The sequence below is a fragment of the Methylophaga sp. UBA2513 genome, from assembly GCF_002341285.1.
Lineage (GTDB): Bacteria > Pseudomonadota > Gammaproteobacteria > Nitrosococcales > Methylophagaceae > Methylophaga > Methylophaga marina.
In genome coordinates this window covers 1-19,115 of record NZ_DDNT01000012.1, presented here as the reverse complement: position 1 = coordinate 19,115, position 19,115 = coordinate 1, and the positions used below count along the sequence as shown (strand labels likewise).

The following is a 19,115-nucleotide window of genomic DNA, read 5'->3' as shown; positions in this document are numbered from 1 at the left end:
GAATCGAGAGCGGTGAATAAAAAGTCTACCCTGCTTCGCGGCCTGTTAATGTGGCTTGTTTTAACTGGTTTGGCTGCGATGGGTGTTATAAGCATGCCAAGCTTATACGAAACTATCGTCAATGGACTGACTAAACTCATTATCCAGCTTGGCTACAACCCCAGCAACACCTTTTCACTTAGTGTATTCGCGGTAATGGGGGGCGTGATGGCGTTGAGTATTGCCATCATTATCCTCATTCTGAAGTTGCTGATCTTGCCATTTATCACCTGGTCAAAAAATAAACTGGGATATATTTCAGTCGCGGCTTTTGCTCCGATGGCAATTTTTTTGTTAGGCGACTACCTGTTTTTCGCTGACGATTTTAGTCTGCTATCCCCCTTACTCATTGCCGTGACGGTTACCTATCCCCACTGGATTGGAATAAAAGGTCACCAACCAAAACTAAAACCAATCGCATTCGCTGTGATTGCTGTTGCTCTTCTCTCAATGGTGGTTGAGTTTATATCTGACCAGTACGTTGAGTATCAGGAAGAAAAATTCCAGAGTAAAACCAGTGAAGAGCATCACCAGGATGTCATCGACCTTCTCAAAAAACATGACAAAGTCGATATTACCCCTGTATTGGATTTACTTAATGAGGGCAAAGGCAACCAGTTTGTAAAGCTCAGTAAAACGGGGGAGGTGTTGCCGGAAGATGCAAATGAGTGGGCGTGTGTGTGGGACCAAAACTCACAGCGAATCTGGGAAATAAAAACCACCGATGGTGGTGTTCAGGATGCTCAAAAACGCTATTCATTTGGTGGTAAAACCGAATCCTCCCTGTCCATTGAAAAAAAACCGGGTGGATTTTGTTTTTCGTAAATTGACGTCGAAAGGCTTCAGTCCTCGTAAAGATTTGGCCAGAGCAGAGTCAGCCGAAGCAAGCTGGACTGAATTGGTTGATACTGTGAACAAACAGAAGCTCTGTGGATTGAGCAACTGGCGTGTCCCGAATGTTTTTGAAGCAGTTAGCCTCCATAGTGCCTATACTGATGGTTTGGACAAGTTCTATGATGCCCAGGTTTGGGATTTACCCGGCTCGGACTACCAGAAGACCCATTTAAATCCCGTGTTTTTCCCTCATGCTCACACCAAGATGTGGACAAATACCATTGATGGCCACTTAACTCGCAAGGGAGCTAGCGTAACCTTTCATAAAGTGAAAGATGACCGAAATATCTTCACGCTGGAATTGAGAACGAACAAGCAGTTAGTGAGGCTGGTCAGTGATGCAAAAATGTCTGAAAGCGCTTACGAGCAAGTCGAGAATAATCAACGACTGGCAGAGGCAGAGTCAAAGGCAGAGCAGCAGAAACAGGATGCTGAGCGAGACTTCATAGAAAATATCAATGTTGGCCTGGTCGAGTTTGGTCAGTACGTGGCTGATTTCAACAGTAATCTGCTCTGGATGCGTTGTCCCGTAGGGATGACCTACATCTCTGGTCAGTGTTCGGGGCAGCCTAAAGTAATGGCCTATGCTAGTTACAACGCTGATTACTACGACTTGACTCCTGAGTACAACCCGCTCAATTCGCGCCATCCGTGGCGGATCCCGAGCTTGGCCGAGCAAAAGTCCTTATCCGCCTGCTTAACAGCCAGCGTCTTTAGGCCTTCAGCAAGACACCTCTTCGAGACTGATCCTGGCTTTTTCGGTATGGCAGATACCCGCTCAGCGACCGATCTGGAAAAAGAGCATCAAGCCAGTTGCGAACACACGCCACGTTATGCCCAAGTGCATGAGCTTTTCCCAAATAACCCTCGGTTAGTCTATGCACTCGTTAATTCTGAAGAGTGGGGGGTGAGCTCCTTGTCGGGCAAAGTCTCTATGTTTGACGTTGATAAAAACCTGCAGGTTAACGCCAATAAGTCCCAATCCGACGTCAATGATAAAGGGGCTTATCGCCTGGTCAGGCTGATGACTGCAAAAGAGCGCGCGAAAGCCAAACGACAGTATGCTGAACAGCTGAGAGGGCATGAGACCAAGAAAGACAAAGATTCAGATGCAACTGATAAAGGGACAGCTTCAAAGACGGAAGCAAAATCACATCACCCATCACAATTAAAGGAAAAAGTGAACTTCCCTGCTGGGAGTCAAGCATTTCAGCAAGCAGCCAAGAAAGTCAACACAGCACCCAGAACTACTCCGGTCATCAAGAACTCAACCAGTAAAAGGGATTATGTCACTAACGAGGGGCTTGTCATTGACCGTGACAATAATGTGATGTGGATGCGTTGCAGTATAGGGCAAATGTGGAGCGGTAACACCTGTTCAGGCATGGCAACCAAGCTTACAAAAGAAGAGGCTCAAAAAGTGGCTCAAGCGCAATCCTATGGTGGTTATTCTGATTGGCGTTTACCGGCCGCCGATGAGCTTGAGTCACTGATTCATTGTTCTAACGGCACTGATGCCAGAAGGTATGACCTTAATCTCGGGTGCGGTCACAGAGAGAGTAAGCCAGACTTTATTATTCCGACATATCTGCACGATGTATTCCCCGCAGAGCAATACCCCAAATACAACACTTACTGGTCAACATCAGAGAGTAAAACAATGCCTGGCTATACCGTGTCAGTGTCTTTTGATGATGGTAAATATTACGTTAGCAAAGTAAGTTGGCAAAAAGGAAAAGTCAGGCTTATTCGCAGCTCTGATTGATATTTAGCCGAGTCAGCTTCTCTCAAATTTTACAGGTTCGATATATACTGAAAAGACTAGTATTAAATCGAAGCACTGCTTAGACTTAATTAGCGAGGCAGATCAGCATTATCAAGCTTCAAACAAAAATGTATGGGATCGAATGTTGCGAGCCCCCGCTACCAATAGAATATAAAAAGCTCAAAACAACTTGTTGTTTTGAGCTTTTTTATTGGGCGTTAATACACCTCACCGTATCTCTTGATCGCATCTTCTTTTTCTATAAATGTGGCATTAACTAATTGCCAATGCTGCTGACTCTCCATAACAACGTTGCAGCCTAGTGCTTGCATGTGACCGCTTTGCAGAGCAAACATGGAGCGACCAGCTTGCCTTACATCGGAAAAATAACGATCTAAACTGATATCGATTACTTTTTTTGGATGAATATTCTCAACATAGATACGTAATCCGCCTCGTTGTGTACAGTCACTACTAGTATCTTCATCTTCTATTGTTTTAAACACTATGTAATCTGAAGCATGTTCACTGTCAGCAGAGAGAGGATGGCTGACACTTATAGAACATAAAAAATAAAGAATAAAACGAGATAGTGATATTTTCATGAGTTCCTTTTCCTGTGTTTACAGAAAACAAACTGACCTGACTGCAGGAATGAAAGTTTTCCCAAGAAAGATATAAAGGTAATTTTCATAGCATGAATGTCAGTTGATTCATGATTGTGTGGTTGAAGCAAGTAAAACTGAGTTTGTGGCTATAAATAGTTTAAGTTGCTGTGACGGGTAGGTTTCTGTTAATATTCTGTGCTTTCTGGAGAGCAATCAGTACTGGAAGCAAGCTTGTTCCAGCACAGATGCTTATGGCAGAGCGGTGTAGATTAGCCGCATGACAATATTTTGAATTCCGGGCCCCTGTATGGGGTTTTTGTTTTTCTGGAGAATTGATTTAGGCCGCAAGGCTTAATACATACTTATGGCCATTACTGATCAGATTGAACAACTTGTTGAGTCTTCCATTGAGACTCTTGGATATGAATTGGTAGGCATTGAATATATCCAGGGCGGCCCCGATCCTATCTTACGAATCTACATTGATGCTGAGCAAGGCATTGGTATAGAAGACTGTGAAAGGGTGAGTCATCAAGTGAGCGGTATTCTTGATGTAGAAGAGCCAATTCGAAGTGCTTACGTGCTGGAAGTATCATCCCCAGGATTTGATCGACCTTTATTTAAGGCTCGGGACTTTGAAAGATTTAAAGGTGCTGAAGCCAAAATAACAATGAAATTACCTGTCGCTGGCCGACGTAATTTCAAGGGCGTATTAGAGGGCTTTAGTGATGGTGAGATCTTAATAGAAGTGGATGGTGAGGTATATGCCTTGCCTTTGGCAAAGTTAGCAAAAGCAAGACTTGTTGCCTAAAACAAGCGTATTATTAGCGGTTAATATATTGAATACTGAGTTGGATTTGGTCTGCTACGTAATCCACTGGGGGCGTGATGAATAACAAAGAAATTTTATTGGTTGTCGATGCCATGTCTAATGAAAAAGGCGTGGGCAAGGAAGTGATTTTTCAGGCAATTGAAGCGGCGTTAGCGATGGCTACACGTAAACGCTATGACATGGCATTGGATGCACATGTACAGATCGATCGTGTCACAGGTAATTACGAAACGTTTCGTCAATGGTTGATCGTCGAAGATGAAGACTATCAGTCACCAGAGACAGAAATTACAATAGAAGATGCTCAAGAAAGCAATCCTGATGCTGTAGTGGGTGAGTATGTTCGCGAACCTATGGAGTCTGTTGAGTTTGGTCGTATTGCGGCACAGACTGCTAAACAGGTGATTGTCCAGAAAGTACGTGAAGCAGAACGCGCACAGGTAGTCGACCAATATCGTGAGAAGGTCGGTCAAATGATTCACGGTACAGTGAAACGTGTTGAGCGTGGCAATGTGACTTTGGATCTTGGTGGTAATGCAGAAGCATTTTTACCACGTGAAGAAATGATCCCGCGTGAGAGTTTCAGAACGGGTGACCGTATTCGTGGTTACTTAAAAGAAATTAGACCAGAAGGTCGTGGTCCACAACTCATCGTCAGCCGTGTTGCTCCTGAGTTATTAATCGAACTCTTCCGCTTAGAAGTGCCTGAAATCAGTGATGGCATGATCGAAGTAAAAGGGGCGGCGCGTGATGCTGGTTTGCGAGCTAAGATTGCTGTACTGGCCAAAGAGTCACGTATAGATCCTGTTGGTGCCTGTGTCGGTATGCGTGGATCACGTGTTCAAGCAGTCACTAATGAGCTAGCTGGAGAGCGTGTTGATATTATCCTTTGGGATGAAGATGTTGCTCGATTTGCTATTAATGCCATGGCGCCAGCTGAAGTTTTATCTATCGTTGTTGATGAAGACGCGCATAGCATGGACATTGCTGTTGAAGATGCTCAGTTATCTCAAGCGATTGGTCGCGGTGGACAAAATGTGCGCTTAGCCAGCCAATTAACGGGGTGGGAACTCAATGTGATGTCAGCTTCTGATGCTGACAAAAAAGCAGAGTCTGAAATTGGCGAATTAATCAAAACCTTCATGGCCGATCTCGATGTCGATGAAGATGTTGCATTAATTCTGGCCCAAGAAGGCTTCTCATCACTTGAAGAAGTGGCTTATGTCCCAGAGCATGAAATGCTCGACATTGAAGAGTTTGATGCCGATATCGTTGCTGAACTTCGTTCGAGAGCAAGAGATGTACTTTTAACTCGCGCGATTGCAAGTGAAGAACAGCTGGAGTCAGCAGAGCCAACTCAAGAGCTGATAAATATGGAAGGGATGACGCGTGATCTCGCGTTAACTTTGGGAAGTAAAGGTATCACTGATCTTGATGATTTAGCTGAACTCGCCGTCGATGAGTTAGTTGAAATAGGTGGTATGGAAGAACAGCAAGCTGCTGCACTTATCATGAAAGCCAGAGAATCGTGGTTTGCTAATGAACAAACAGATGCAGGGGAGTAACCAATGAGTGACATGAGGGTTAAGGACCTAGCTGGCACAGTCGGAATTACAGCTGAACGCTTGGTCGAACAGCTGAACGAAGCAGGGATTAACGTCTCAAAGCCTGATGACTTCATTACTGAAGATCAAAAACAGACGTTATTACAATTCTTGCAACAGCGTCATGGTAAGTCTGGTGGTGGTGAAACCGCAGTGCCTAAAAAAATTACACTAAAGCGTAAATCAGTTAGTGAAATTAAATTAGGTGGTACAGCGCGTGGTGGTAAAAGTGTTAGTGTTGAAGTACGGAAAAAACGTACATACGTAAAACGTAACGAAACTGAAGACAGCACTACCAATACAGAGCAAACCGCTCAGATGAGTGTGGCTGAACAACAAGCTGCTGAGGTGGCGAGACTTGAAGCGCTTCGATTAGAAGAAGCCAAGCGCCGTCAACAGGATGATGAAGCTCGACGTCTTAAAGAATCTGAAGAAGAAGCAGCGGCTGTAGCGGCGGCAATCGAAGCAGAGAATAGAGCGGCAGAAGAAGCCAAGTTAGCAGCAGAAGAAGAGAAAAAAGCCCTGGAAGAAGAAGCTAAATCTAAGAAAGCTGAAAAAGCGATTGAAGAAACAGTGAAACCTAAACCAAAGCAGAAAGCAGAAACATCATCCTTAACGGCCTCTCAACTTGCACATAAAAAGCTTGAAGAAGCTGATGCAAAGAGACGTGCTGCAAACCTGGCTAGAATTGAAGCGGAAAAAGCACTCGAAGCCAAGAAAAAAGCACGTGAAGAAGAAGAGGCTCTTGAGAAAGAAAGGGAAAAAGCACGTGCTGCTGCTGCAGAAGCGCAAGCAAAAGAACAAAAAGCAGGTGTGCGTAAGACGAAAGATGCCGAAGCGAAACATAATCGTGAAAAATCTAGTCGCAAAGGCGGTCGTAACGATGATGAGTTTGAGCGTAAAGAACTTCACGTGACCGAAGGCAAAGGTGGGCGCCGTAAGAAGAAAAAAGGATCGGCAGCGAAAGTCGCTGTTAATAAAGATCAGGAACACGGCTTTTCAAAACCTACTGCACCCGTCGTACATGAAGTAAACGTACCGGAGACCATCAGTGTTTCTGATCTAGCTCAGCGTATGTCAGTTAAAGCTGGTGAAGTTATCAAGGCTCTGATGGGACTTGGCACCATGGCCACCATCAACCAGGTTCTTGATCAAGATACCGCAGTTATTGTGGTTGAGGAAATGGGGCATATTGCAAAACCTATCATCGAGAATGAAGTTGAACAAGCACTTCAAGTGTCTGATGAGCATCAGGGCGAAGCAATTGGTCGAGCACCAGTTGTTACTGTCATGGGCCATGTTGACCATGGTAAAACATCGTTATTGGACTACATCCGTCGCACCAAAGTGACTTCTGGTGAGGCAGGTGGTATCACTCAGCATATTGGTGCCTACAAAGTCGAAACCAGTCGTGGTGAAATCGCATTCCTTGATACACCGGGCCATGCTGCATTTACAGAAATGCGTTCACGCGGTGCAAAAGTGACTGATATCGTGATTCTGGTGGTCGCAGCAGATGACGGTGTTATGCCGCAAACAATTGAAGCTATTCAGCATGCTAAAGCCGCTGATTCAGTCATCATTGTTGCTGTTAACAAAATAGATAAACAGGATGCTAACCCTGATCGTGTGAAGCAAGAATTAGCTAATCATGAAGTCATTCCAGAAGACTGGGGTGGTGATGTTCAGTTTATTCCTGTATCAGCATTAACGGGGCAAGGTATTGAAGATCTGCTGGAAGCTATTTCGCTTCAGGCAGAGGTTATGGAGCTGAAAGCACCTGAACAAGGACCTGCTCACGGTACTGTCATTGAAGCGAGACTGGATAAAGGTCGTGGTACGGTGGTAACGGTACTGGTTCAACAAGGGACTTTAAACAAGGGCGATATCGTCGTTGTTGGTCAAGAGTATGGCCGCGTTCGTGCTATGTTTAACGAGACAGGCGAACAACTTAAACATGCTGGCCCTTCAACACCGGTAGAGTTACTTGGCTTATCTGGTACACCCGCTGCCGGTGATGAACTTCAGGCAGCGCCTGATGACCGCACCGCACGTGAAATTGCCAACTTCCGTCAAACAAAAGCCCGTGAGCAAAAAATGGCTCAACAACAAGCGGCTAAATTGGACGAAATGTTCAACAAGATGGAAGAAGGTGACGTTAAAACACTTAATGTTGTTATTAAGGGTGACGTTCACGGCTCTGTTGAAGCAGTGAGTCAAGGCTTGCAGAAACTGTCTACAGATTTAGTAAAAGTCCGTGTTGTCGGTTCAGGTGTTGGTGGTATTAATGAAACCGATGCTCAACTTGCTGCCGCTTCCGATGCGATTCTGATTGGCTTTAATGTTCGTGCTGATAATGCAGCACGTAAAGTGATCAGTGAAAAAGGTCTGGATGTTCAGTACTTCAGTATCATTTATGACCTATTAGACGTTGTTACTAAAGCCATGACAGGTATGCTTGAACCTGTATACAGAGATGAAATCATCGGTCTGGCTAGAGTTGACGATGTATTTAGATCGCCTAAGTTTGGTGATATCGCAGGTTGTTTGGTTGTAGAAGGTACAGTTAAACGCAACAACCCAATTCGTGTACTACGTGATAACGTAGTGGTATACGAAGGTGAGCTCGAATCATTACGTCGCTTTAAAGATGATGTTAATGAAGTCAATGCGGGTACTGAGTGTGGTATCGGTGTGAAGAACTACAAAGATGTCAAACCAGGCGACCAAATCGAAGTGTATGAACGTGTATTAATGAAGCCGACCCTGTAATGGCAAGAGAATTTAGTCGTACAAATCGCTTTAGCGAAGTCATAATTAGAGAACTCGCGTTGATGCTTCAACGCGAGATTTCTGATCCACGTGTGGGAATGGTTACTGTCTCACACGTCGATGTGACGTCGGATCTTAAGTATGCCAAAGTCTATGTCACCCGTTTTAATGGCTTTGAAGATGAGCAGGACATGAAAGAATGTTTAGCAGGTCTGAATAGTGCTGCTGGTTATCTGAGAAGAGGTCTGGCTGGACGGGTCAAGCTAAGAAACATGCCTGAATTGCAATTCTTTTATGATAAAAGCCTGGAACACGGGTTCCACATGGATGAATTGATTGCCAAAGCGAATGCAGATATTCGTCGGGAAGACGAAGACTAATTTATCACGCTGATGGCAAGACGAAATAAAAAAGGTCGGGATGTTACCGGCATTGTCATTATTGATAAGCCTACCGGGCAAAGTTCAAACCACATTCTTCAACGAGTCAAACGCCTGTTCGATGCTAAAAAGGCTGGACATACAGGCAGTCTCGATCCTCTTGCTACAGGCGTGCTTCCTGTTTGCTTGGGTGATGCGACAAAATTATCCAGTTACTTATTAGACGCAGATAAGCAATATCACGTTACCTGTCAGCTGGGTATTATCACCGACAGTGGTGATGCTGACGGTAATGTACTTGAAGAACTGCCCATTCCCGAATTTACTGAATCTACGCTTAATCAAGTCATCCAGCAATTTATCGGTGAGATTGATCAAGTTCCACCTATGTTCTCCGCATTAAAACATCAGGGACAACCGTTATATAAACTTGCAAGACAAGGTATCGATGTAGAAAGAAAAGCGCGTCGAATTACGATCTATGAGATTCAATTGCTCGATTACCAAAAACAGAGTTTTACTTTATCAGTAAGGTGTAGCAAAGGTACCTATATTCGTACCTTGGTAGAAGATATTAGCCATGCCTTAGGCACTGGTGGCCATGTTACAATGCTCAGAAGAACGGCAGTCGCTGGTTATGATTTATCAGACGCCATTACACTAACGTCTCTTCAGGAAAAATCGGATAAGCAGGGCATCAAAGCACTTGATGAACTATTGCAACAAGCAGAAGATGCATTACCCGACTGGCCAAGCATTCAGCTTGATGAAGAGGGGACAAAAAATATTAGTTTTGGACGCTCTATCTCGGTACATGAGCCTTTTATAAGCGCAAATGTCAGATTATTTAATGTGAATAATGAGTTTATTGGTTTAGGCGAAATGTCAGCAGAAGGTGTGGTATCACCAAAGCGTTTATTTGCAAATGCGGTGGCTTAAACTGGGCCTTGTTTCATAATAAGAAAGTCGGTAGAATCCCTACCTTCAAAAAGGTTGGCTGTTCTGGTATGTATCTGCTGGGGCAGTTCAGAATTTAACTAGTAGCAAAAGCTACAAAAAGTTGGAGTATTTAATGTCTATTTCTGCACAACAAAAGAAAGAACTGATCACTAAATTTGCACGTTCAGAAGGTGATACTGGTTCTGCTGAAGTACAAGTTGCTTTGTTAACAGCGCGTATCACAAACTTGTCAGAGCATTTCAAAACAAACATTCACGATCACCATTCACGTCAAGGTCTGTTAAAAATGGTTAGCAGCCGTCGTAAAATGTTGGACTATCTGAAAAAGACAGATATCGAACGTTACCGTGCATTGATTGCTGAATTAGGTTTACGTCGCTAAGTTGATTTTGGTGACTCATTATATGCAGCCAATGTGGCCGGCAAAATCGGCGACCTCAAGGCAGGATATATAAAATATGCCCCTGAAGCTATAACAGTTTCAGGGGCATATTCGTTTTTAGATTTATGATTTTTATATCAGTTGTGAAACGGGTTCATAACTGACAACAGAGAAGAGAAGGAAGAAAAGAGTGAACTCAGTAAAAAAGACAGTTCAGTACGGTGACCATTTATTAAGTCTTGAAACCGGAAAAATCGCACGTCAAGCCGGTGGTGCCGTTATTGCCAGTCTTGGCGAAACGTCAGTATTAGTAACCGTTGTTGGTAAAAAAGATGTCAACCCAGGCCAAGACTTTTTTCCTTTAACTGTTAATTACCAGGAGCGTACATACGCAGCCGGTAAAATCCCTGGTGGTTTCTTCAAACGTGAAGGCCGTCCAAGTGAAAAAGAAACATTAACGTCTCGCTTAATTGATCGTCCATTACGTCCTTTGTTTCCAAAAGGCTTTGTCAATGAAGTGCAAGTGATTGCAACGGTTGTTGCTCTGGATCCAGAAATTGATCCGGATATTCCTTCAATGATAGGTGCTTCAGCAGCACTGGCTATTTCAGGTATGCCATTTAATGGGCCACTGGGTGCTGCACGTGTTGGTTATGTTGATGGCAGCTATGTATTAAACCCAAGCAAAGCTCTACTGGATAAAAGCGCATTAGACCTGGTCGTTGCTGGTACTGAAAGCGCTGTTTTAATGGTCGAGTCTGAAGCCTCTGAGTTACCTGAAGAAGTGATGCTGGGTTCGGTCATGTTCGGTCACCAGCAAATGCAGACCGCTATTAACTTGGTCAAAGAGTTACAAGCTGAAGTCGGCAAACCTGCCTGGGAATGGACTGCACCTGAAAAAGACGTCACTTTATATAATCAAGTGAAAGATACTGCCTATGCTGGTATTCAAGAAGCTTATGCTATCAGCGACAAGCTAGCGCGTTTAGAACAGTTAGGTAATGTTCGTTCAGCAGCCGTCGAAGCTATTGCTACAGAAGATTCAGAATATTCTGAAGATGATGTGAAAGGCGTTTTTGCCAAGTTAGAAAAAGAATTAGTGCGCGGTAAGATCATTGCTGGTGATCCACGCATCGATGGCCGTGACACATCAAGTGTTCGCCCAATCTTCGTTGAAACAGGTGTCTTGCCACGTGTCCATGGCTCAGCATTATTCACTCGCGGTGAAACTCAAGCTATCGTTGTGGCCACATTGGGCGCCGAGCGTGATGCGCAAATGATTGATGCTGTGGAAGGTGAATATCGTGATCGCTTTATGCTTCACTATAATTTCCCTCCATTCTGTGTTGGTGAAACAGGTTTTGTTGGTTCACCAAAACGTCGTGAAATCGGTCACGGTAAATTAGCCAAACGTGGTATTCAGGCTGTTATGCCTTCAGCGGAAGAATTTCCGTATGTAGTGCGTGTTGTCTCTGAAATCACCGAATCAAACGGTTCAAGTTCAATGGCTTCAGTCTGTGGTACCAGCTTGGCGTTAATGGATGCGGGTGTGCCGATTAAAGCACCTGTTGCCGGTATCGCGATGGGCTTAATCAAAGAAGAAAATGGTTATGCCGTATTGACGGATATCTTAGGTGATGAAGATCATTTAGGTGATATGGACTTTAAAGTAGCTGGTACTGATAAAGGTGTCACTGCATTGCAGATGGACATCAAAATCGAAGGCATCAACGAAGAAATCATGCGTACTGCGTTAGCTCAAGCGCGTGATGGTCGTATGCATATCCTTGAAAAGATGAATGCGGTTATTAACACGCACCGTCAGGAAATGTCTGAATTCGCGCCACGCATTATTACTATCAAAATCCACGCAGATAAAATTCGCGACGTGATTGGTAAAGGTGGTGCCACTATCCGTGCCATCACTGAAGAAACTGGTGCTACTATCGATATTCAGGACGATGGCACCGTGATGATTTTCTCTTCTGACTACAATGCTGGACAACAAGCATTGCGTCGCGTTGAAGATATTACTGCTGAAGTTGAAGTCGGTAAGATCTACGAAGGTCGTGTGGCTAAATTAATGGACTTTGGTGCATTTGTGACCATTCTGCCAGGTAAAGACGGTCTGGTACATATTTCTCAAATTTCAGAGGAACGTGTTGAGAATGTGTCAGATAAATTGTCTGAAGGTGATTTAATCCAAGTCAAAGTCTTGGAAGTCGATCGTCAAGGCCGTATCCGTCTTAGTATGAAAGCAGTTAATGAAGAGGTGAAAGAAGAAGAGTAAGTCTTCTGCGCTACTTCGCAAAAAAGCCCCGCACTGCGGGGCTTTTTTTATGCATGAGTAAAAAATTTCTTCTAACGGATGAGATATAGGTCAATTCACACAATCACGGCTGTAAATATGGCATAACTCTCTTGATAAGGTAAATGATAACGATTATCATTGCTGGCTCGAAAAGGGGAATTTTATGGCTCAAGAAAACGATGCATTAGGTACAACTGAGAATATCAGTAATAACGGCGCTGCAGTGACAGACGTAAATACCGATCCAAGTACAGTCTCGCCAGCAATGACCGATGCTTTAACTAGTACAGATCCAACAACGTTGGCTCCGCAAGCAGATGCGATGACACAGTTTGTGGAGTTCATGCAGGTAGGTGGACCTGTTGTATGGATTCTGACAGGTTTTTCGGTAATCGCATTAGCGATTACACTCATTAAACTGTGGCAGTTCATGTCAACGCGACCAGAATCCTCCAAACACCTTAAGTCTGTTATTCAACATTGGCAAAAAGGCGATGCTGCCGAAGCCATGATGATGTTGAATCCAAAACGACCAGTGGATGAGCTGGTGCTGATGTCGATTAGAGGTCTAACTCAACATAAAATGGATCTTGCGACCTTAAAAGAAGAGCTTGATCGTGTTGCTACGCTGCGCCTCAATCAATTACGTGCCTACCTTCGCCCAATGGAGGTTATCGCTACATTAAGTCCTTTATTAGGTCTGTTAGGTACCGTGTTGGGGATGATTATCGCCTTCCAACAAATGGAAGCTGCAGGGAATCAGGTGGATCCGTCTGTTTTATCCGGTGGTATCTGGCAAGCATTATTAACAACAGCAGTTGGTCTGGCTGTGGCCATACCAGTTGTGACAATACATAACTGGATGGAGCGTAAAGTTGAGCGTGTTGCATCGCTGATGAATGACACTGTCACCCAAATTTTCACAACAGCGCCTGCTAAGCCAGTGTCTGCTGAAAACAATACCATGCGCCATGCTGCTTAATACAGAACCGCCAAGACATAAAAGAGCCATTAGTCTGACACCGCTTATTGATGTGGTGTTTATTCTGTTGCTGTTCTTTATGTTGTCTTCGACCTTTATCCAGTGGCGGCAAATTGATGTGTCGGCACCAAGTGAATCTCAGGCAGAATCTCGTGAGCAACGTGTTGTCACTCTGGTGTCAAATGACGGTACATACAAAATTGGTAATATGACCTTATCTTTAAAAGATGCAAACTCTGTGGCCACAGTGGTTAATCAAGATCCTGATGCTGTCTATGTCATTGAGGTTAAATCAGGTATTCAAACACAAAGTATGATTGATCTGCTTGATGCCTTTAAACAGGCAGGTGCTAAATCTGTCAGCTTGGCAGGGATAAATTGATGAAAGTCGGACAGTCGATTCAACACAAAAAGCCTGATCAAGATGATAGCTTGGTGCCGTTGATTAACATTGTGTTTCTGATGCTCATATTTTTTATGGTCGCGGGACACATTAGTCAGTCTGACCCTATTAAGGTACAGCCGCCTTTATCTGCGAGTGAAACAAAGCAAGTCGAAGAACCCTTAGTTATTATCGTATCTGAAGATGGGCAAGTAGCGATTGATCAGGCAATTACAGATGATGAGGCGCTATTACCGACCATCAACAAACGTTTTGAAGCGACAGAAGATAAAGATACGTTTCATATCTTAGTTAAAGTGGATGGCAATCTGCCGGTGGAAAGGCTTCAAGATGTGCTGACCATAATCAAGCAATCTGGCATCAAGCGTGTCTCATTGGCGACACAAAAACAAGCAGAACTAACATGACAAAAAATCGTTATTGGATCTTTGCGCTTTTGGTGGCCGTTGCTATTCATGCCGCTGGCTTCGTCTTTTTTACCTATCAGCCTGAAGAAGAGGATGGTGCTGAGCTAACTGGCTTACAAGGTGTAGAAATTGATCTGGGTATGCTTGGTGACCTTGGTGACGTAGAAAAAACGCAAGAAAAAGCGACGGAGTCAGAGCCCGAACCTGAACCAGAAAAAAAGCCGGAACCCGAACCTGTTGTCGAGCCAGAGCCTGTCGTTGAACCTGAACCTGTGGTTGAACCCGAACCTGTTGTAGAGCCTGAGCCAAAAAAAGTTGAGGCAAAACAAAAAACAGAAACAAAGGTAAAAGCACAAACCAAGCCTAAACCAGAACCAAAAAAAGTGGTTGAAGAGCTTATCGAAAAAGAAGTCACACCAGAAAAGCCGGTGAAAAAACAAACAGTCGCGACAACAACGACCAGTACAAACGTGAATAAACAGACTGCCCAGAAGAAAACAACCGGGCAAGCAAGTGCACAGCTGAGTGGTGGTCAGATAGCAGCGCAAAAATCTTACTACAGTGAGCTGGCTGCAACACTGGCCAAGCATAAACGTTATCCCATGGCCTCAAGACGTCGTGGTGAAGAAGGGATCGTCAAGCTGTTTTTTGTGGTTGATCGTGATGGCAAGGTGTTGGATTTTCGTATTACACAAAGTTCGGGGTCAAAACGTTTAGATGAAGCGGTTATAAGCATGTTAAAAAAAGCCCAACCGTTACCTTCGTTTCCGGATGACATGTTGCAGTCTCAGCTTGAGGTGAATGTGCCGATTGCTTTCCAGCTTAATACATAAGTTCGGCTTTAATATGTTTTACGGTGGTTAATATGCGATCAATCGGAGTACTTATTCATCGCTGGTTTGGACTGGCCAGTGCTGTGTTTTTATTCATAGCCGGTCTTACCGGCGCCATTATCTCCTGGGACCATGAGCTGGACGAATGGCTCAATCCACAGCTATATAAAGCCAAAACACAAGATGTGGACTTTGCTGCAATTGATGCTTTATCTCTTGCTAACAAGTTTGAAGCTGACAATCCACAGTTAATGGTCAGCTTTATGCCGCTCAATATTGAGGCTGAGCATAGTTTAATGATGACAGTCATGCCCAGACCTGTTCCTGAGACTGGCAAAGCGGCTGCCGTGGATTTTAATCAGGTAGCCATCGATCCTGCGACCTCTGAGGTGCAGGCAAATAGAATGTGGGGGGAGATTTCGCTAACGCGCGAGAACATCCTACCTTTTCTCTATAAGCTTCACTACAGCATGCATATACCGGATGGTTTTGGTTTGGAGCTCGGTATTCTGTTTATGGGCATTATTGCTATTGTCTGGACAATAGATAGTTTCATTGCCTTATGGATAAGTTTTCCAAAAGCAAAAAGCTGGAAGAAGTCATTACGGTTCCGTTGGAAACAAGGCGGCTACAAATTAAACTTTGATCTTCATCGCTCTGGCGGCGTCTGTTTATGGGGCTTTGTGCTGATTTTAGCGGTGACATCTATCTCGATGAATCTAAATAATGAGGTGATGCGCCCAGTGTTATCTGTTTTCTCTGAGTTGACGCCTACCCCGTTTGATGAGCGTACACCGACACCATTAGATGAACCCATCAATGCCGAGTTGAGTCGTGAACAGATTCTGCCGATTGCACGTCAACAAGCCGACAAGTTAGGCATTTCAGATCCTGCAGGCGGGATTTTTTATGCGTCTCATTACGATGTTTATGGCGTGGGATTTTATAAGCCGGAGAATGATCATGGCGATGGTGGTTTAGGCAATCCGTGGCTTTATTTCGATGGTAAAAGTGGTGACTACCTTGGCGGTAAGATACCTGGGCAAGGTACGGCAGGTGATATTTTCATTCAAGCCCAGTTCCCTCTACATTCTGGTCGTATTTTGGGTTTGCCTGGTCGAATTATGGTCTCAATTATGGGATTGATGATAGCTATTTTTAGTGTCACAGGCATCATTATCTGGGCCAAAAAACGTCGAGCCAGAGTATCAACGAGAACCAATCAAGCATTAAATATGTCTTCTTCTCTTCGCTAGCATAGATGATGCTATGCTAGCTTTATTTGAATAAATGAAGGATAGCTTATGCGCATTGATTGGCATCAGGTTTACGCCGCCATCTGGCGAAGTAAAAGTCAAAAACTAAAACCTGTTGTTCGCCTCGATCCTGTTCGTCTGGATGAGCTTCAAGGCATAGACAGACAAAAGCAAGCGATTATCGATAACACGCAACATTTTCTTGAAGGCAAAACCAGTAATCACGCATTGTTGTGGGGAGCCAGAGGCACGGGCAAGTCCTCTGTCATTAAAGCCTTACTGAACGAAATGGCTCCAAAGGGCCTACGAATTATACAAATTGATAAAGATGATCTGGGCTTCTTACCTGAAATTCTGGATGATCTGGAACAAGAAAGTGAGCAATTTCGCTTTATCATTTTCTGTGATGATTTATCTTTCGAAGCCGGCGAATCCAGTTATAAGCCACTCAAAACATTATTGGAAGGTGGCCTTGAGTTACCCCCAGAGCATGTGCGTTTGTATGCGACTTCAAATCGCCGTCATTTATTACCAGAGAAACAGTCTGAAAATCAGCTGAGCGGGGTAGTGGATGGTGAAGTGCATTATGCCGATAGTTTAGAGGATAAACTGGCTTTATCGGACCGCTTCGGACTCACCTTATCTTTTTATCCTGCTAACTGGGAAAATTATTTCGCTATAGTTGAAACTCTATTTGCCGATATCAATACTGATAAGAGCCAATTACACGAAGCGGCACGCTTATATGCCATGGGGCGAGGAAGTCATAGTGGCAGAACGGCTAAGCAGTTTTATCAGTACTATCGTGCTCAGTTTTAACAAAACCACATAAATGCTTGGTTGATTGTTGTATGCAATTTTGGCTAACTAAGCTTTATAAGTAGAAATGATAAATAACGAACGTAACAAACTGTGACGATAAGAATAATAGTGAATTAATAAAATATCCTAAAAAAACAGTGTGGCTTGAATTGCACAAAGGATGATCCGAAATGAGTCGAGACAATTCTTTTTTCGAGTTTGATACAGAGACTGATTACTCCTCGACATCACCCAAGTCACGCTGGTTAATTCTGACGGTTGAAGATAATGATATTTTTCAGCAGTCTCTGGTGAGTGCTTTGTCGAGAATGATTATTCAAGGCAAAACACTGGAAATCCTCACCGCCTCCTCTGCGGAACAAGCTAAAGTCGTGCTTGAACAACGTCCCGATATTAACCTTGTCCTACTTGATGTTGTCATGGAAACTGACGATGCCGGTTTACGCCTGATTGATCATATTCGGTTTACCTTACAGAACCCCATCACTCGTATTATTTTATTAACAGGGCAGCCTGGTATGGCGCCCAACCGCTCAGTGATGGAGCAATATGATATTGATGACTACTGGTGTAAAACTGAACTGGGAGAAGAGCATTTATTTAATGTCATGAGTGGCAACCTCAAGACCTGGCAACGTATGAGTGAGCTAAAAAATGCACATCAGGGCCTGGAGAGAGTTGTGACTGCGTCACAAAAGATTTCATGTCAACATGATTTATCACCTTTCTCTCAAGCCGTGCTGGAACAGATTGATCAAATTATTGGTATTAGTGATGGTGGCATTATGAGTCTAAAGATGTCTGATCCACTTGACCTTAACAACGATTCTGCTGTTTTAGCGGCTACCGGCCAATATCAACCTTACATTGGCCAGCCCGTCATTTCCATTGAAAATGATTTGTTATTAAAACGAATACAACAACTGTTAGAGCAAAAGCAGCATATATTTGATGGTCATTCTTCTTTATTGTATTTTTCTTTCCAAGAGCCAAACCCTGTCTATTACGTTATTGTTGTGAAATCAACAGATGTGTTGACTGAGTCTAATATCCATCTTCTGAAAGTGTTTGCTGAAAACATTGCGAATGGCTTTTCAAATATTGCACTCACTGATTATCTTAATGAGTTAGCATTCAAACATTGGCAGACAGGTATCTATAACCGTAATTGGTTCTGCAAGCAGCTTGAGAATGAAGCTTATTGGAATGATAACGCTCAAATCGTGTTGATCTCGATCGATAGGTTGAGTGATATCACGGTGACATTCGGAGAAAAGTTTGTCATTCAGTTGCTTGAGACTGTCTATGCTGAGTTGTCAGACATAACTGGCATACAAGCCATAGCCATTATCAGTCGGGATGCTTTTGCCATTTTATTGGAAAAATCACAGCTATTGACGGCAGAAAAATTCGAACAAATTTTAGGCAAAAAAAATCGGCTATTTGCAAAACAGGGTTGGAAATCATGCTTTATAACTCCATATATATAATTCACCATACTTAATGTTTAGGTTGGAATTAAGGTCAGAAAACTATTCAAAATAAACAACATGGTTGGTTGGAACTCTGTCCTGATTGGCTTAAATCAGATGTCTAGACGTGATGAGAAACTAGTCAATATGAAAATATCTAAGTACACGGCCTGAGTTAAATTATTAAGAGCTAAATCCAGACTGGGTAACGCTTAAATGAGATTTGCCTATATGACGCACTGTTTCATTAGCCGAAGTGTTAGCGTAGGACTGTATTGGCTTGTTATGACTTCGTTTCGTCGTATTCTTCCCAACTCATGAAACCAATAGGTCTTTTGGGCTGTTCTATATTCTCTCTCTTCAAAGCTATAAGCAAAATACTGATCTGAGAAA

17 protein-coding genes are annotated in these 19,115 nt (G+C 43.5%); 16 read left to right on the top strand and 1 reads right to left on the bottom strand.

What is annotated here, in order from left to right:
• Positions 1-12 precede the first annotated feature (12 nt).
• A complete protein-coding gene (locus B3V56_RS07725) occupies positions 13-864 on the top strand; it encodes a hypothetical protein (RefSeq protein ID WP_289282522.1) in 852 nt (283 codons plus the stop codon).
• Positions 779-2,698: a DUF1566 domain-containing protein gene (locus tag B3V56_RS07720; protein WP_289282523.1), complete on the top strand. Its 1,920-nt coding sequence runs from the start codon at positions 779-781 to the stop codon at positions 2,696-2,698. The genes B3V56_RS07725 and B3V56_RS07720 overlap by 86 nt, the downstream gene beginning before the upstream one ends.
• A gap of 218 nt (positions 2,699-2,916) precedes the next feature.
• Here B3V56_RS07720 and B3V56_RS07715 read toward each other — a convergent pair whose 3' ends face one another.
• On the bottom strand, positions 2,917-3,303 hold the full coding sequence (locus B3V56_RS07715) for a hypothetical protein (RefSeq protein WP_289283530.1): 387 nt from the start codon (positions 3,301-3,303) through the stop codon (positions 2,917-2,919).
• Positions 3,304-3,670: 367 nt separating this feature from the next.
• On the opposite strand from B3V56_RS07715, the gene rimP reads away from it, so the two are divergent.
• The 14 genes from rimP (at position 3,671) to B3V56_RS07645 (ending at position 18,740) form a co-directional block, all read left to right on the top strand.
• Complete coding sequence (gene rimP, locus B3V56_RS07710; protein WP_286305248.1) at positions 3,671-4,117, top strand: ribosome maturation factor RimP; 447 nt, start codon at positions 3,671-3,673, stop codon at positions 4,115-4,117.
• A 77-nt stretch (positions 4,118-4,194) separates the two neighbouring features.
• On the top strand, positions 4,195-5,703 hold the full coding sequence (nusA, locus tag B3V56_RS07705; protein WP_289283531.1) for a transcription termination factor NusA: 1,509 nt from the start codon (positions 4,195-4,197) through the stop codon (positions 5,701-5,703).
• Positions 5,704-5,706: 3 nt separating this feature from the next.
• Entirely contained in the window at positions 5,707-8,514 is a 2,808-nt protein-coding gene (infB, locus tag B3V56_RS07700) for a translation initiation factor IF-2 (protein ID WP_289283532.1), read from the top strand.
• Positions 8,514-8,894: a 30S ribosome-binding factor RbfA gene (gene rbfA / locus B3V56_RS07695; RefSeq protein WP_289283533.1), complete on the top strand. Its 381-nt coding sequence runs from the start codon at positions 8,514-8,516 to the stop codon at positions 8,892-8,894. The genes infB and rbfA overlap by 1 nt, the downstream gene beginning before the upstream one ends.
• A gap of 12 nt (positions 8,895-8,906) precedes the next feature.
• Complete coding sequence (truB, locus tag B3V56_RS07690; protein WP_286305245.1) at positions 8,907-9,833, top strand: tRNA pseudouridine(55) synthase TruB; 927 nt, start codon at positions 8,907-8,909, stop codon at positions 9,831-9,833.
• A 133-nt stretch (positions 9,834-9,966) separates the two neighbouring features.
• Positions 9,967-10,236 carry a 30S ribosomal protein S15 gene (gene rpsO, locus B3V56_RS07685; RefSeq protein WP_007145766.1) on the top strand — a complete coding sequence of 90 codons (270 nt, stop codon included), beginning with the start codon at positions 9,967-9,969 and terminating at the stop codon, positions 10,234-10,236.
• A gap of 190 nt (positions 10,237-10,426) precedes the next feature.
• Entirely contained in the window at positions 10,427-12,526 is a 2,100-nt protein-coding gene (gene pnp, locus B3V56_RS07680; protein ID WP_289284132.1) for a polyribonucleotide nucleotidyltransferase, read from the top strand.
• Positions 12,527-12,710: 184 nt separating this feature from the next.
• Positions 12,711-13,529 carry a MotA/TolQ/ExbB proton channel family protein gene (locus B3V56_RS07675; RefSeq protein WP_289284131.1) on the top strand — a complete coding sequence of 273 codons (819 nt, stop codon included), beginning with the start codon at positions 12,711-12,713 and terminating at the stop codon, positions 13,527-13,529.
• Positions 13,519-13,911 carry an ExbD/TolR family protein gene (locus tag B3V56_RS07670; protein ID WP_289282422.1) on the top strand — a complete coding sequence of 131 codons (393 nt, stop codon included), beginning with the start codon at positions 13,519-13,521 and terminating at the stop codon, positions 13,909-13,911. The genes B3V56_RS07675 and B3V56_RS07670 overlap by 11 nt, the downstream gene beginning before the upstream one ends.
• Complete coding sequence (locus B3V56_RS07665; protein ID WP_286305241.1) at positions 13,911-14,339, top strand: ExbD/TolR family protein; 429 nt, start codon at positions 13,911-13,913, stop codon at positions 14,337-14,339. Before B3V56_RS07670 ends, B3V56_RS07665 begins: the two co-directional genes overlap by 1 nt.
• The gene (locus B3V56_RS07660; protein WP_289282421.1) at positions 14,336-15,172 is read left to right on the top strand and encodes an energy transducer TonB; all 837 of its coding nucleotides are present in this window, start codon (positions 14,336-14,338) and stop codon (positions 15,170-15,172) included. Before B3V56_RS07665 ends, B3V56_RS07660 begins: the two co-directional genes overlap by 4 nt.
• A 32-nt stretch (positions 15,173-15,204) precedes the next feature.
• A complete protein-coding gene (locus B3V56_RS07655; protein ID WP_289284130.1) occupies positions 15,205-16,428 on the top strand; it encodes a PepSY-associated TM helix domain-containing protein in 1,224 nt (407 codons plus the stop codon).
• A 48-nt stretch (positions 16,429-16,476) separates the two neighbouring features.
• Positions 16,477-17,247 carry an ATP-binding protein gene (locus B3V56_RS07650; RefSeq protein ID WP_286305237.1) on the top strand — a complete coding sequence of 257 codons (771 nt, stop codon included), beginning with the start codon at positions 16,477-16,479 and terminating at the stop codon, positions 17,245-17,247.
• Between the two features lie 173 nt (positions 17,248-17,420).
• Positions 17,421-18,740, top strand: a complete 1,320-nt coding sequence (locus B3V56_RS07645) for a DUF3369 domain-containing protein (RefSeq protein WP_289284129.1) — start codon at positions 17,421-17,423, stop codon at positions 18,738-18,740.
• Positions 18,741-19,115 lie beyond the last annotated feature (375 nt).

What these genes read in the sequence shown, in the direction of transcription:
- B3V56_RS07650 (WP_286305237.1), top strand. Translation starts at nt 16,477, where the DNA reads ATGCGCATTGATTGGCATCAGGTTTACGCCGCCATCTGGCGAAGTAAA.
- rimP (WP_286305248.1), top strand. Translation starts at nt 3,671, where the DNA reads ATGGCCATTACTGATCAGATTGAACAACTTGTTGAGTCTTCCATTGAG.
- rpsO (WP_007145766.1), top strand. Translation starts at nt 9,967, where the DNA reads ATGTCTATTTCTGCACAACAAAAGAAAGAACTGATCACTAAATTTGCA.
- B3V56_RS07645 (WP_289284129.1), top strand. Translation starts at nt 17,421, where the DNA reads ATGAGTCGAGACAATTCTTTTTTCGAGTTTGATACAGAGACTGATTAC.
- B3V56_RS07675 (WP_289284131.1), top strand. Translation starts at nt 12,711, where the DNA reads ATGGCTCAAGAAAACGATGCATTAGGTACAACTGAGAATATCAGTAAT.
- B3V56_RS07655 (WP_289284130.1), top strand. Translation starts at nt 15,205, where the DNA reads ATGCGATCAATCGGAGTACTTATTCATCGCTGGTTTGGACTGGCCAGT.
- infB (WP_289283532.1), top strand. Translation starts at nt 5,707, where the DNA reads ATGAGTGACATGAGGGTTAAGGACCTAGCTGGCACAGTCGGAATTACA.
- nusA (WP_289283531.1), top strand. Translation starts at nt 4,195, where the DNA reads ATGAATAACAAAGAAATTTTATTGGTTGTCGATGCCATGTCTAATGAA.
- B3V56_RS07715 (WP_289283530.1), bottom strand. Translation starts at nt 3,303, where the DNA reads ATGAAAATATCACTATCTCGTTTTATTCTTTATTTTTTATGTTCTATA.
- B3V56_RS07660 (WP_289282421.1), top strand. Translation starts at nt 14,336, where the DNA reads ATGACAAAAAATCGTTATTGGATCTTTGCGCTTTTGGTGGCCGTTGCT.
- B3V56_RS07665 (WP_286305241.1), top strand. Translation starts at nt 13,911, where the DNA reads ATGAAAGTCGGACAGTCGATTCAACACAAAAAGCCTGATCAAGATGAT.
- rbfA (WP_289283533.1), top strand. Translation starts at nt 8,514, where the DNA reads ATGGCAAGAGAATTTAGTCGTACAAATCGCTTTAGCGAAGTCATAATT.
- B3V56_RS07720 (WP_289282523.1), top strand. Translation starts at nt 779, where the DNA reads ATGCTCAAAAACGCTATTCATTTGGTGGTAAAACCGAATCCTCCCTGT.
- B3V56_RS07670 (WP_289282422.1), top strand. Translation starts at nt 13,519, where the DNA reads ATGCTGCTTAATACAGAACCGCCAAGACATAAAAGAGCCATTAGTCTG.
- truB (WP_286305245.1), top strand. Translation starts at nt 8,907, where the DNA reads ATGGCAAGACGAAATAAAAAAGGTCGGGATGTTACCGGCATTGTCATT.